This window comes from Streptomyces sp. NPDC050315 (assembly GCF_040655775.1).
Lineage (GTDB): Bacteria > Actinomycetota > Actinomycetes > Streptomycetales > Streptomycetaceae > Streptomyces.
In genome coordinates, this window is sequence record NZ_JBFAKN010000002.1 from 42,216 (window position 1) to 54,649 (window position 12,434).

The 12,434-nt window shown below is 73.1% G+C and carries 14 protein-coding genes; 4 read left to right on the plus strand and 10 right to left on the minus strand.

Annotated elements, in window-relative coordinates:
* Positions 1 to 6: 6 nt before the first annotated feature.
* The 7 genes from AB0I82_RS07220 to abc-f form a co-directional block, all read right to left on the minus strand.
* Positions 7 to 672, minus strand: a complete 666-nt coding sequence (locus AB0I82_RS07220) for a DUF6286 domain-containing protein (RefSeq protein ID WP_363256146.1) — start codon at positions 670 to 672, stop codon at positions 7 to 9.
* A gap of 34 nt (positions 673 to 706) precedes the next feature.
* A complete protein-coding gene (locus AB0I82_RS07225) occupies positions 707 to 1,204 on the minus strand; it encodes a hypothetical protein (protein WP_363256147.1) in 498 nt (165 codons plus the stop codon).
* A gap of 3 nt (positions 1,205 to 1,207) precedes the next feature.
* A complete protein-coding gene (locus tag AB0I82_RS07230) occupies positions 1,208 to 1,408 on the minus strand; it encodes a hypothetical protein (RefSeq protein WP_363256148.1) in 201 nt (66 codons plus the stop codon).
* A gap of 56 nt (positions 1,409 to 1,464) precedes the next feature.
* Positions 1,465 to 1,932: an Asp23/Gls24 family envelope stress response protein gene (locus AB0I82_RS07235; protein WP_363256149.1), complete on the minus strand. Its 468-nt coding sequence runs from the start codon at positions 1,930 to 1,932 to the stop codon at positions 1,465 to 1,467.
* A gap of 229 nt (positions 1,933 to 2,161) precedes the next feature.
* Complete coding sequence (locus AB0I82_RS07240) at positions 2,162 to 2,950, minus strand: enoyl-CoA hydratase/isomerase family protein (protein ID WP_363256150.1); 789 nt, start codon at positions 2,948 to 2,950, stop codon at positions 2,162 to 2,164.
* A 130-nt stretch (positions 2,951 to 3,080) separates the two neighbouring features.
* Entirely contained in the window at positions 3,081 to 3,302 is a 222-nt protein-coding gene (locus AB0I82_RS07245) for a helix-turn-helix domain-containing protein (protein WP_006606369.1), read from the minus strand.
* A gap of 438 nt (positions 3,303 to 3,740) precedes the next feature.
* On the minus strand, positions 3,741 to 5,339 hold the full coding sequence (abc-f, locus tag AB0I82_RS07250) for a ribosomal protection-like ABC-F family protein (protein ID WP_363256151.1): 1,599 nt from the start codon (positions 5,337 to 5,339) through the stop codon (positions 3,741 to 3,743).
* Between the two features lie 282 nt (positions 5,340 to 5,621).
* Between abc-f and AB0I82_RS07255 the strand changes: the two genes are divergently transcribed.
* Positions 5,622 to 6,038 (plus strand): VOC family protein, encoded by a 417-nt coding sequence (locus tag AB0I82_RS07255; RefSeq protein WP_363256152.1) that lies wholly within the window; start codon positions 5,622 to 5,624, stop codon positions 6,036 to 6,038.
* A gap of 59 nt (positions 6,039 to 6,097) precedes the next feature.
* On the opposite strand, the gene AB0I82_RS07260 is transcribed toward AB0I82_RS07255, so the two are convergent.
* From AB0I82_RS07260 to AB0I82_RS07270, 3 genes are all read right to left on the minus strand, one after another.
* Entirely contained in the window at positions 6,098 to 7,693 is a 1,596-nt protein-coding gene (locus AB0I82_RS07260; protein ID WP_363256153.1) for a hypothetical protein, read from the minus strand.
* A gap of 163 nt (positions 7,694 to 7,856) precedes the next feature.
* Positions 7,857 to 8,984, minus strand: a complete 1,128-nt coding sequence (locus tag AB0I82_RS07265) for an alpha/beta fold hydrolase (RefSeq protein ID WP_363256154.1) — start codon at positions 8,982 to 8,984, stop codon at positions 7,857 to 7,859.
* Positions 8,985 to 9,067: 83 nt separating this feature from the next.
* The gene (locus tag AB0I82_RS07270) at positions 9,068 to 9,739 is read right to left on the minus strand and encodes a class II aldolase/adducin family protein (RefSeq protein ID WP_363256155.1); all 672 of its coding nucleotides are present in this window, start codon (positions 9,737 to 9,739) and stop codon (positions 9,068 to 9,070) included.
* A 215-nt stretch (positions 9,740 to 9,954) separates the two neighbouring features.
* On the opposite strand from AB0I82_RS07270, the gene AB0I82_RS07275 reads away from it, so the two are divergent.
* The 3 genes from AB0I82_RS07275 (at position 9,955) to AB0I82_RS07285 (ending at position 12,432) form a co-directional block, all read left to right on the plus strand.
* Positions 9,955 to 10,731 carry a lysozyme gene (locus tag AB0I82_RS07275; protein ID WP_363256156.1) on the plus strand — a complete coding sequence of 259 codons (777 nt, stop codon included), beginning with the start codon at positions 9,955 to 9,957 and terminating at the stop codon, positions 10,729 to 10,731.
* 170 nt (positions 10,732 to 10,901) lie between these two features.
* Positions 10,902 to 12,152 carry an inorganic phosphate transporter gene (locus tag AB0I82_RS07280; protein ID WP_363256157.1) on the plus strand — a complete coding sequence of 417 codons (1,251 nt, stop codon included), beginning with the start codon at positions 10,902 to 10,904 and terminating at the stop codon, positions 12,150 to 12,152.
* A 31-nt stretch (positions 12,153 to 12,183) separates the two neighbouring features.
* The gene (locus tag AB0I82_RS07285; RefSeq protein ID WP_363256158.1) at positions 12,184 to 12,432 is read left to right on the plus strand and encodes a hypothetical protein; all 249 of its coding nucleotides are present in this window, start codon (positions 12,184 to 12,186) and stop codon (positions 12,430 to 12,432) included.
* The last annotated feature ends 2 nt before the right edge of the window (positions 12,433 to 12,434 follow it).

The window sequence follows — 12,434 nt, forward strand, 5'->3', positions numbered from 1 at the left end:
CACCGCTCACCTCTTCCCCGGACGGCGTACGTGGACGGACAGGGCGAGCGGCCGGGCGAGGCCGAGCCGGTCCAGGCCCTCGGCGAGCGCGGCGTCCACGTCACCACGCACCTCGTCCAGCTCGCGGAAGTGCGCGACCGCGCGCGCCCGCACCCGGCGGCGCGAGACCGTGATCCGTACGGACTGCACGCCCGCCACCTCCATGACGCGGTCGCGCAGCACCAGCGCGGCGGCCGGGCGGTCCAGCCCGGCCCGTATCCCGGGCGTCGCGGGCCGCATCGTCAGGACGCCGCGCAGCCCGGGCGTCACCGCGAGCACGATCAGCCAGAGACCCAGGGCCGCGGCGAGCGCCGCCGCGGCCAGCACCCAGGGGCTGTCCACGCGGCGGGTCGCCAGCTCGTCGGCGAGCCACCGGCGCCAGGCCATCGCCGGCTCCCCGGCCCGCACCGCGGCCACGTCGTACAGGAAGAGCCCGGCCACCGCGAGCAGTACCAGCGCCACCAGCGCGGCCGGCACCCGCCGGGCGGACCAGAAGCGTCCGGCCCGGCCACCGGCGGCGCCGGAGGTGTACGCGGCGGCGGACGCCGACTGCTCGGGCCCGTCCGGGCCCCCGGGGCCGTCCGGTGTCTTCTCCAGCGTCGGGAGCCGCCGCGTCGTCTCCGGCTCGCTCATGTCGCGCGCCCCGTCGCACAGGTCGCCGTACGTCTCATCGCACTCTCCCCTGCCCGGCCCGCTTGAGCTGCGGCGAGTGCAGGCGCGTCACCCGCACCGCCACCTCGGGCACCGTCATGCCCGCCAACGCCCATACCCGTTCGGTCACTTGCCGACGCACGGCACCGCACTCCGCGCCGATGTCGCAGGGATAGCCGAGCTCGACGGAGATCCGGACGTGCGCCTCGCCGAGGGTGTCCTGACTGTTGTGCCGCCGCACCACGACGGTGGCACGGGCGTCATCGGGACGGACGTCGCGGGGACGGGTGTCGCTCTGCGGGGTGTCGCTCTGAGCTGTGCCGTTCTGCGGATCCTGGGGATACGGGACGTCGGCGGCGTGCGCGCCGCTGACCTCCCCCGGCACCCCTTCCGGTCCGCGCCGCAGCGCCTCCCGTGCCGCCTGGGCCGCGATCTTCGCGACCACCCGGTCGGCGACCCGTGTCGCGCCGCGCTGTCCCGGCGGGACGGCGGGCTGCGGGGTCGGTCCGGCCACGCCTCACCGCCGCCGGGCGTCGCGTTCGCGGCCGCCGGCGCGGCGGAAGAAGTCGCCCGGCTCCAGGTCCCCGTCCAGGAACCGCCCGGCCACGAAGCCGACCGCGCCCAGCGCCGCCACCAGCAAGAAGGCACCGAACCCGCCGAAGTACCCGGCGAAGCCCAGCGCCATGCCGGCCAACAGACCGGCCACGGCCATGCTCATCGTGCACTCCCTTGTCGGGCCGTAACTGCTATCGGGCTGTTACTGCTTTCGGGCTACTACTGGAGCCTGGGCTCCTCTTCTTCCTCGTCCACTTCGTCCGGCAGCTTGACGTCGCTGACCGCGATGTTGACCTCGACGACCTCCAGGCCCGCCATCCGCTCGACCGCCGCGATGACGTTCTCCCGTACCGCCCTGGCCACCTCGCCGATCGCCACGCCGTACTCGACGACGATCTCCAGGTCCAGCGCCGTCTGCACCTCGCCGACCTCGGCCTTCACGCCGCGCGTGACGGACCGGCCGCCGGGCACCCGGTCGCGTACCGCGCCGAACGTGCGGGCGAAGCCGCTGCCCATCGTGTGGACGCCCATGACGTCCCGGGCCGCCATGCCCGCGATCTTCTCGACCACGCCGTCCGCGATGGTCGTGCGCCCCCGGGTCGCCGGGTCGCCGCCGCCGCGCTTGGTCCCGAGGGTCCTCCGGGCGCCCTCGCCCTGCGGCTGGCCGCCTTGTGCGGTGTCGCTCATCGCATCGTCCCTTTCCGCGGAAGGAGCGGACGGAGCGGCACGCCTGACACCGCTCCGTGGCCCACAGTAGGCGGGACCGGGGCATCGCGCCGCCGGGATACGCCTAGTGGGCGAGGAACGACGCGGACTCGCCCGTCGCACGCCCCGGCGCAGCACTGCAGGGGTACTCCCTTGTCACGCGCCCCCGTTATTCCTCGGGCGCACCGCGGCAGGCGTGCGAACCGGTGTCCTACTCGCCCGCGCCCGCGAGGTCGCGGAGGCGGCGGCCCTGTGCCGCCCGTTCCGCCGCGCGCTGCTCGTCGAGCGAGCGCGTCCCGGCCCCGGCCAGCAGGGCCTTGGTCTCGATGACGGCGTCCCTGGGCGCGGCGAGCAGCGCCGCCGCGAGATCCGTGACGGCGCCGTCGAGCTGGTCGCCGGGCACCACGAGATTGGCGAGGCCCGTACGCTCGGCCTCGTCCGCGTGGACGTACCGCCCGGTGGCGCAGATCTCCAACGCCCGGGCATAGCCCACGAGATGGACGAGCGGCTTGGTGCCGGTGAGGTCCGGCACCAGGCCAAGGCTCGTCTCACGCATGGCGAACTGCACGTCCTGCGCGCACACCCGCAGGTCGCAGGCGAGCGCGAGCTGGAACCCGGCGCCGATGGCGTGCCCCTGGACAGCGGCGACCGACACGACGTCGTTCCGCCGCCACCACGTGAACGCCTCTTGGTACTCGGCGATCAGCGCGTCCATCTCGTGCTCCGGGCCGCGCCCCATCTCCAGGAACGACGGCTCGCCCGCGAAGCCCTCGGGAGTGAATGCCTGCCGGTCCAGGCCGGCGGAGAAGGATGGGCCCTCGCCGCGCAGCACCACGACCCGCACACTCCCGGGCAGCTGCTGCCCCGCCTCGACCAGGGCCCGCCACAGGGCGGGCGACTGCGCGTTGCGCTTCGCAGGGTTGGTGAGGGTCACCGTGGCGACGGCGTCGTCAACGGTGAGCCGGACACCGTCCTTGTCGAGCAGGGTCTGGGAACTCATCGCGCGCCTCCGAGTCGGCCGTCGGCCACTGAACAGTAGCCAGTGAGTCTACTGAACAGTAACCACCCGGTCGATGGCTTCTTCGACCGGGTGGCACCGTCGGCTCTTCGGAGTCGCGGGCCGCCTCAGGTCACGCCGAGGCGGCCTTCTTGCCCCTCGTGGCCCCGCCGCGACCGCGCAGGACCACACCGGATTCGCTGAGCATCCGGTGCACGAATCCGTAGGAGCGGCCCGTTTCCTCGGCCAGCGCCCGGATGCTCGCTCCGGAGTCGTACTTCTTCTTCAGGTCTGCCGCGAGCTTCTCGCGCGCGGCGCCGGTCACCCGGCTGCCCTTCTTCAGAGTCTCGGCCACCCGTGCCTCCTCATGGGAAGTGCGCTCTGGACTCTCATGATCACCCCTTACGCCCGTCCTGGCCACCCATTCGGCAAGGTCCGTAGGACATCGTTTGGCGCGCGCGGCGGCGCACGGCCGCTCGGAATAATCGATTCCAAGGGCCTTACGTGGCCACCCGCGCCGAGGCGTGCGAAGAAGGGCCAGGTCAGGGGGTACGCGGCGAAGTGCTGCGGAATCCGTAGCCGTCCGGCCCCACCCGTGCGGCGCGCCGCGCCGGGTACGAGCCGTTCTCACTCAGATGATGGATCACCCGTCGGCCGAATGATCCATACCGCGTTGATCAAGATGCCCTACGGCCCGTGCCGCGCGGTGCCGGGCACCGCGAGCGGCCGGGCGAGCGCGGTGCCGGGCGCCGCGGGCGATCAGGCGAGCGCGGTGGCGGAGCGCCGCGGGGGGTCAGGCGAGCGCCACCAGATCCGCGTAATCCGGGCCCCACAGGTCCTCCACGCCGTCCGGCAGCATGATGATCCGCTCCGGCTCCAGGGCGTCCACGGCGCCCTCGTCGTGGGTCACCAGGACCACCGCGCCCTCGTACGTGCGCAGCGCCCCGAGGATCTCCTCGCGGCTGGCCGGGTCGAGGTTGTTGGTGGGCTCGTCCAGAAGGAGGACGTTGGCGGAGGAGACGACCAGGGTGGCGAGCGCCAGCCGGGTCTTCTCGCCGCCGGAGAGCACGCCGGCGGGCTTGTCCACGTCGTCGCCGGAGAACAGGAAGGAGCCGAGGGTCTTGCGGACCTCCACGAGGTCCAGGTCCGGGGCCGCCGAGCGCATGTTCTCCAGGACCGTGCGGTCCGGGTCGAGCGTCTCGTGCTCCTGCGCGTAGTAACCGAGCTTGAGGCCGTGACCGGGGGTGACCTGGCCGGTGTCGGGCTTCTCGGCGCCCGCGAGCAGCCGCAGCAGGGTCGTCTTGCCGGCGCCGTTGAGGCCGAGGATGACCACCCGGGAGCCCTTGTCGATGGCCAGGTCGACGTCGGTGAAGATCTCCAGCGAGCCGTACGACTTGGACAGGCCCTCCGCGGTGAGCGGGGTCTTGCCGCACGGGGCGGGCTTCGGGAAGCGCAGCTTGGCGACCTTGTCGGACTGCCGCACCTCCTCCAGGCCCGAGAGCAGCTTCTCGGCGCGGCGGGCCATGTTCTGCGCGGCGACGGTCTTCGTCGCCTTCGCGCGCATCTTGTCCGCCTGGGAGTTCAGCGCGGCGGCCTTCTTCTCGGCGTTGGCGCGCTCGCGCTTGCGGCGCTTCTCGTCGGCCTCGCGCTGCTGCTGGTACAGCTTCCAGCCCATGTTGTAGACGTCGATCTGGGACCGGTTGGCGTCCAGGTAGAACACCTTGTTGACGACGGTCTCGACGAGGTCCACGTCGTGGGAGATGACGATGAAGCCGCCGCGGTAGGTCTTGAGGTAGTCCCGCAGCCAGACGATCGAGTCGGCGTCGAGGTGGTTGGTCGGCTCGTCCAGGAGGAGCGTGTCGGAGTCCGAGAAGAGGATCCGGGCCAGTTCGACGCGGCGGCGCTGACCACCGGAGAGGGTGTGCAGCGGCTGGGCGAGGACGCGGTCGGGCAGGCCGAGGCTGGCGCAGATGGTCGCGGCCTCCGCCTCGGCGGCGTACCCGCCCTTGGTGAGGAACTCCGTCTCCAGGCGCTCGTACTTCTTCATCGCGCGCTCACGGGTGGCGCCCTTGCCGCCCGCCATCCGGTCCTCGTTCTCGCGCATCTTGCGCAGGACCTCGTCCAGGCCGCGCGCGGAGAGCACGCGGTCGCGGGCCAGTACGTCCAGGTCGCCGGTGCGCGGGTCCTGCGGGAGGTAGCCGACCTCGCCGGAACGGGTGACCGTGCCGGCGGCGGGGATGCCCTCGCCCGCCAGGACCTTGGTGAGGGTGGTCTTGCCCGCGCCGTTGCGGCCGACCAGGCCGATGCGGTCGCCCTTGGCGACACGGAAAGAGGCGGACTCGATGAGGACTCGGGCGCCGGCGCGCAGCTCGAGGCCGGAGGCGGTGATCACGGGAAAGACTCCAGGGCAGGGTGGACGGCGGAACGGACGGGCGGGAGAAGCCGCAACGCGGCGCGCTCCACGAGGAGCGCAACGGACCGGCGCCGTCTAATGCACAAGGAGAATTGCCATAGGGCCAGTCTAACGGTGGTGTGCAAGCAGTTTTCCCGGCCACCGCCGCCCCCGCCGGGCGCCCGCCGGAAGGGGCGAACTCCCAGGCCAGATGGCGTTGTCAGACCCTGCTGGCAGACTTGTGTGAGTCAGGACACACCGGCTCGCGAAGGGACCGAGATCATGCCCGCCACCCCGCCTCCCTCCATCTGCCCGACGCTGCTCTACGCCGACCCCAAGGCCGCGATCGAGCTCCTGACGACCGCCTTCGGCTTCACCAGGGGCGCGCTGTACGAGGACGAGTCCGGCACTGTGCTGCACGCCGAGCTGTCGTACGGCAACGGCACGGTCATGATCGGCGCCAAGGGGCGCGGCGGCGTCTTCGCCGAGGCGATGGGCGACGCCGGGCCGACCGGCGTCTATGTCGCCGTCGACGACGTCGACGCGCACCACAAGCAGGCCGCCGCGGCCGGTGCGGAGATCCTCATGCCACCCACCGACCAGGACTACGGCTCCCGTGACTACATGGCCCGCGACAAGGAGGGAAACGTCTGGAGCTTCGGCACGTACGCACCGTCGACGAGGGACGCGGACGCCTGAGCCGCGCCCCGGCCCGGGGGGGGGCCGGCGCCCGCACCCGGCCGCCGGGCCCGGAATCGTCAGGCGCCGCCCGTGTGGACCTGGAAGGCCGCGCGGCGGACGGCCTTGGCCAGGGCCGGGTCGGGGTGCGCGGCGGCCAGCGCGACGAGGACCTGGACGGTGCGCGGATGCCCGACGGCGCGTACTTCCTCCAGCAGGCGCGGCACGGAGCCCTGCACGGCGGAGTCCAGGTGCCGTACGAGCAGCCGGCTCTCGCCGTGGTCGGCGACGGCCGCCGCGGTGTCCACCCACAGCCAGGTGGACTCCTCGCGGGTGAGCACGTCCGGCGCGGTCTCCGGGTCGCCGCCCTCGTGCTCGACCAGCCACAGCAGGGCGTAGGGCCGCAGGGCGGGCTCGTCGGCCGCGGCCCGTACGGCGGGCTCGGCCGGTGCGCCGACCGCGCGCAGCGCCTCGAAGGCGAGCCCGCGCAGCAGGGCGTCGTCGCCGCGGGCGACCGCCAGCAGCTCCTCGACGGCGCTGCCGGCCGACCGCGCGGCCAGCCACGCCCGGTACTCGGCGCGGGCGGGTCCCGGGGTGAGCCGCGCGCAGCCGCGCAGCATCGCCTCGGCGGACTGCTCGATGTTGCCGGCGGGGCTCTGCGCGGCCACGCAGATCTGCTCCAGCTTGACCCACACGGCCCAGCTGCCGAGCGGGGTGAGCCGGGCCTGCCGCTCACCGGCCGGTTCGCCGCCCCGCAGCAGCACGGCGGCGTCCCCGGCCGCGCGCGCCCGGGGAGCGCCGTTCTCGCCGCGTACGACGAGCGCACCGACCGCGGCGAGCGCGCCCAGCGCCCAGTCCAGCAGCTCGGCGGACGACACCTCGGCGTCGGGCGCATGTTCAGTGGCCTGGCCATCGGCATCCGGGGCAGTGCCGGTGCCGGTCGCCTCTTGGGCGCCGGGCTCCGCGCCCCGGGCAGCCGCGTCCACCGGACCCGCATCGACCGGGCCCGGGCCCGCGTCCACCGAGCCGGCCTCCGACGGCCCCTCGTACGGCACCTCGCACCGTTCCGTGCGGAGTTCGGCGATGCGTTGGTCGAGGAGCTCCTGGAGGTCGGTCAGCTGGACCGGGCCCGAGGAGAGGTACAGCAGCGACAGGACCTGGGGCAGCGCCTCGATCACCTCGGCGACCGCTCCGGGGCGGGCGGCCTTCGGGGCGGGGCGCGCCAGTGACCAGGCGTCGAAGAGCGCGACCCAGCCGCGCAGCGCCGCCGAGTCGTCGCGGTCCCAGGCGCGCAGCCGCCAGCCCGGCCGGGCCTCTCCGCCGTGCAGCTCGATGAGTCCGGCCAGCCGGGCCCGGTCCCAGTCGGCCCGCACCTGCTGCGGCGTCAGATCCAGTTCGGCGGCGGCCTCCTCGGCCGCGGCGTCCGGGAGCGAGCCGTCGGGGCCCGCGCACGCGCCCACGCCCTCGCCCCGCGCGCGGTCGGCCCAGCGGGCCACCCGGACGGCGCCCGCCAGTCCGCTGCGCGCCATCCGGGCCAGCTCCGCGGGCGGCGGAGTGCCCTCGGGCGGCCGCGTCGCGGGCCTGGCGGTCCGGGTGCTCACCGCGCGGCGCGCGGCGGCGATCGGTTGTCTGGGGACGAGGCGGAGCCGGGAGTCGCGCGGAGTACGGGACGTCACAGGAGCAGTCTTGCTCTTGTGGGCCCGAAAACCCAATCGGAATGCGGATTGCGTTCTTCGGAAGGTCCGCTCCTGCCCGTTCCGCCCATGATCGCCCCCCTCACCGCGGCACCCCGTGCCAGCCCCTCGGCCCCTCCGTGCCAGGTCGGCGCGCACGCGGCCGCTACATCAGCGGCGTCAGAAACCGCCGCAGCGACTCCTCGTACTCCTCCGGCTCCGCATTCCACATGGCGCCGTGCGGGGCGTCGCTGACGGTGTGCAGGCTGACCAGGTCGGGGCGGGCCGCCTTCAGGCGGCGGGAGGCCGTCCAGGGGGCGATGGTGTCGCCCGGGCCGTGGAAGATCAGCGTCGGTACGGAGAGCAGCGCCGGGTCGCGCGCCTCGGCCAGCCGGTCGGAGTGCAGCCCCGTGCTCCCCTCGGCGGCCCGCACGGCCAGCGGCAGCACGGGGCGCGGCACCCGGTGGGCCGCCGCCAGCGCCCGTACCGTCGCGCGCCAGTCCAGTACCGGCGAGTCCAGCACCAGCCCGGCGATCCGGTCGCGCAGCACGGAGTGCGCCGCGGTGTGCAGCGCCATCGTCGCGCCCGTGGACCAGCCGTGCAGGATCACCCGGCGCGCGCCGTACCGCAGCGCGTACCGGATCACCGCGTCCACGTCGCGCCACTCGGTGTCCCCGAGGTGCCCGATGCCGTCCGTGGTACGCGGCGCGCCGAGGTCGTTGCGGTACGCCGGGGCCAGCACCGGGAAGTGATGGCGTTGCAGGAACGGCATCACGACCATGGGGTGCTCCCGTGTCGTGCCGAGGCCGTGCACGGCGATGACCCAGGTCTCCCGCTCGCCCGGCACGAACCACGTGGGCAGCGCGCCCAGTTCGCCGGGCACGTCCACGTCCGCGCACTCCAGGCCGAGCGCGTCGGAGGGGCTGCCGATGTGCACCTGCGGGGTCAGCCGCAGGCGGGTGCCGCGGCCGAGGGTTCCGTGGGTGATCCGCTCCAGGCGCCGGACGACGGTGTCGGCCGCGTGCGGCTCGTCGTCGCACACCGGGCCGATGACCGCGTGGCAGTTGCGGCCCGTCAGGCCGTACCGGCCGGGCCGCAGCGCGGACAGGCTGCGGGTGAGCGTGACCCGGTCCGCGGTGGTGGCGTGCACCGTCAGCCGCCCGTCGCCCGGGAACGGCCGGTCGGGGGCGGGTTTCAGAGCGACGTCGCTGGCATACCGGCCGGCCGCCAACACGGCCGCTCCGGTACCGATCACGGTGGAGACGGCCGCTGCCGCCGCGGTACCCAGGCGCACCCTCCCCAGTCTGGGGAGCCGGGCGACGCCTGGCCAGTGGGCCGCTCCGGCCGGGTGACGGCCCCGGCCCCCCGCGGCCCGCCTCAGCCCCGCTGCCCGTACCCCCGCAGCCGCTCGCCCGCCTCGGCGAGCTGGTCCTCGGAGAGCAGGGACGGAGTATGGCCGGGGACGGACGCGGCGGTCAGCCACAGCCGGCACATCCACTCCAGCTGCGCCGTACGGTCGTACGCCTGGTCGAGGGTGTCGCCGTAGGTGAGGGTGCCGTGGTTCTGCAGCAGTACGCCCGTGCGGCCGCGCAGCGCGTGCAGCATGGTGTCGGCCAACTCCTGGCTGCCGTACGTCGCATATGAGGCAACCCGGACGGTACCCCCGAGGGCCGCGGTCATGTAGTGCACCGGCGGGAGTTCGGGGACCAGTGTGGAGACTGCGGTGGCGTGCACCGCGTGGGTGTGGACGATGGCGGCGGCACTGGTGTGGCGGTACACCGCGAGGTGCATCGGCAGCTCGCTCGTCGGCTTCAGCTCACCGGCCACCTGCCGCCCGTCGGCCGGGTCCACGGCCACCAGGTCGGCAGGGCCGAGCCGGTCGTAGGGGACGCCGCTGGGCGTGACGAGCACCAGCCCGCCGGCGCGCACCGAAACGTTCCCCGACGTGCCGACCACCAGCCCGTCTGCCACCGTGCGCCGCGCCGCGGCCACCAGCGCGTCCCACGCCTCCGCCACCTCTCGTACCGGTCCGGGCTCCCGCTCCGTCATCCCGCCCCACTCCCTCCTGACGCACCTGGGCTCCGCACCGTACCGGCCGTCTCCCGCGCAGCCGCCGCACTGTAAGGCGGACCCTTCACCTCCGGTATCCCACAAACCGGTACATCTCAGTGATAAACGGTGATTGGCCGGAGGTCGCCGCCATCTCGGGATCATCCAATAACCTCTGGTTGATTTGTCATGCACGTCGCCATCCGGGGGGAACCATGGCTCGTGACCACAAAGGTGACCACACACCGGCCTTACTGCCCCGCCTGACCTCCGCCGCCACCGGAACCGCTCTGGCCCTGGCCGTACTGGCCGGCGCCGCGCTCACCGATCTCGCCGCCGCGAGCCCCTCGGCGGCATCCAATGTGCCGCACGGCCACGACGTCTCCTCGCACCAGAAGAACGTCGACTGGCCCGAAGCCCGGGCGAACGGCGCGCGGTTCGTGTACGTCAAGGCCACCGAATCGACCTCCTACACCAACCCCTACTTCGGCAGGCAGTACCGCGGCGCACGCAAGGCCGGCCTGCTGCACGGCACGTACCACTTCGCGGTGCCGAACCAGTCCTCCGGCACCGCGCAGGCCCGGTACTTCCTGAACCACGGCGGCCAGTGGAAGGCGGACGGCTGGACGCTGCCGCCGGCCCTGGACATCGAGAACAACCCGTACAGCAAGAAGCACAAGTGCTACGGCGTGAGCAAGAAGAAGATGGTCCGCTGGATCTGGGGCTTCAGCAACGAGGTCAAGCGGCAGACCGGACGCCGGCCGGTCATCTACACGACCACGCGCTGGTGGAACACCTGCACCGGCGGCAGCAGCGCCTTCGCGCAGAGCCACCCGCTGTGGCTGGCGTCGTGGCACGGGAGGCCCGGCAAGCTGCCGAAGGGCTGGTCGTTCCTCAGCATCTGGCAGTACTCCAACAAGGGCCGATTCCCGGGCGACCAAAACGCCTGGAACGGTTCATACAGTCAGCTCCGCAGGTTTGCAGCGGGCTAGTCCGCAGCACGTCTCGGCCACCCCTGGGTGAACTCCGAGTTACTGGTGAGGCGCCTCCGCACGAAATCGGCGGGGGCGTCACCACCAGGCCCGTTGTCGTTCATCTTCCGTTCACCCATCCTCCCTACGGTCGTTCGCGTCACTGACCATCGAACTGATTGCCTGGGTGAATGGAACACATCACGCTTCTCATCGGGATCGTGATCGTCACGGCCTTGGTGTTCGACTTCACGAACGGCTTCCACGACACGGCCAACGCCATGGCCACCACCATTTCCACGGGGGCGCTCAAGCCCAAGACCGCGGTGGCGATGTCGGCGGCGCTGAATCTCGTCGGCGCCTTTCTCTCCGTTGAGGTGGCCAAGACCATCTCCGGAGGCATCATCGACGAAGGCTCCGGCATCCGACCAGAAGTGATCTTCGCCGGTCTCGTCGGCGCGATCGTCTGGAACCTGCTGACCTGGCTCGCCGGCCTCCCCTCCAGCTCCTCGCACGCCCTCTTCGGCGGCCTGATCGGCGCGACCCTGGTGTCCGTCGGCATCGGCGGGGTGAACGCCGACGCGGTCGTCATGAAGGTCCTCATCCCGGCCGTGGCCGCGCCCATCGTCGCCGGCATCGCCGCGACGGTCGCCACCCGGCTGACGTACCGACTGGCCCGCAACCGCGCCGAGGAGGACACCGCCAAGGGCTACCGCGCCGGGCAGATCGCCTCGGCCGCGCTGGTCTCCCTCGCGCACGGCACCAACGACGCCCAGAAGACGATGGGCGTCATCACCCTCGCGCTGATCACCGGCGGCGCGCTGGCCCCGCAGGCCGACCCGCCCATGTGGGTCATCGCCTCGGCCGGTATCGCCATCGCCCTGGGCACGTACCTCGGCGGCTGGCGGATCATCCGCACGATGGGCAAGGGCATCACCGACATCCAGCCGCCGCAGGGCTTCGCCGCCCAGACCGGCGCCGCGGTGACCATCCTCGCCTCCTCGCACCTCGGCTTCGCGCTCTCCACCACCCAGGTCTGCTCCGGTGCGGTCATGGGCTCCGGCCTCGGCCGCAAGGGCGGCGTGGTCCGCTGGTCCACGGCGGGCCGGATGGTCATGGCCTGGGGCCTGACGCTGCCGGCCGCCGGGCTGGTCGCCGCCGGTGCGGCCTTCCTGGCCGGCCAGGGCACCTGGGGCGTCACCACCGTCGCCGTGCTCGGTGTCGTGATCTGCGGCGCCATCTGGGCCGCCTCCCGCCGCAAGCCGGTGGACCACAGCAACGTCAACGACGTCGAGCCCGTCGAGCCGGCCGGTGTCGTCACCGCCGCGCTGCAGTCCGTCGCCCCGCCGCCCGCCGGGTCGACCACGGCCGGCGACGGGACCATAGAGGGCATCCCGGCGCAGTCCACCACCCGCTCCCCCGCCACCTCGGCCGTCCGCTGACGCCGGGCGCTCGAGTTAAGGAACTCACGCCATGAACATCGACTGGGCGGCACTCGGCCAGGTCTTCGGCACCACCCTCGTGGTGACCGTCGCGATGGTGGGCCTGTTCACCCTGGGCATCGTGGGCACGTCCCGCAAGGCCCGCCAGGAGGGCGAGGCAGGCACCGCCGCGACCGTCGGCGGCGGCTCCTCCGCCGTGGCCCGCACCGGCGGCTACGCCTGCTTCGCGCTCTGCCTCGCGGCCGTCGGCTACGGCATCTTCCTGATCGTCGCCGGCTGACC

Bases quoted from the DNA above. Each gene is read 5' to 3' on its own strand.
- AB0I82_RS07220 (WP_363256146.1), bottom strand. From the start codon at position 672: ATGAGCGAGCCGGAGACGACGCGGCGGCTCCCGACGCTGGAGAAGACA.
- AB0I82_RS07230 (WP_363256148.1), bottom strand. From the start codon at position 1,408: ATGAGCATGGCCGTGGCCGGTCTGTTGGCCGGCATGGCGCTGGGCTTC.
- AB0I82_RS07235 (WP_363256149.1), bottom strand. From the start codon at position 1,932: ATGAGCGACACCGCACAAGGCGGCCAGCCGCAGGGCGAGGGCGCCCGG.
- AB0I82_RS07240 (WP_363256150.1), bottom strand. From the start codon at position 2,950: ATGAGTTCCCAGACCCTGCTCGACAAGGACGGTGTCCGGCTCACCGTT.
- AB0I82_RS07255 (WP_363256152.1), top strand. From the start codon at position 5,622: ATGCCCGCCACCCCGCCTCCCTCCATCTGCCCGACGCTGCTCTACGCC.
- AB0I82_RS07270 (WP_363256155.1), bottom strand. From the start codon at position 9,739: ATGACGGAGCGGGAGCCCGGACCGGTACGAGAGGTGGCGGAGGCGTGG.
- AB0I82_RS07275 (WP_363256156.1), top strand. From the start codon at position 9,955: ATGGCTCGTGACCACAAAGGTGACCACACACCGGCCTTACTGCCCCGC.
- AB0I82_RS07280 (WP_363256157.1), top strand. From the start codon at position 10,902: ATGGAACACATCACGCTTCTCATCGGGATCGTGATCGTCACGGCCTTG.
- AB0I82_RS07285 (WP_363256158.1), top strand. From the start codon at position 12,184: ATGAACATCGACTGGGCGGCACTCGGCCAGGTCTTCGGCACCACCCTC.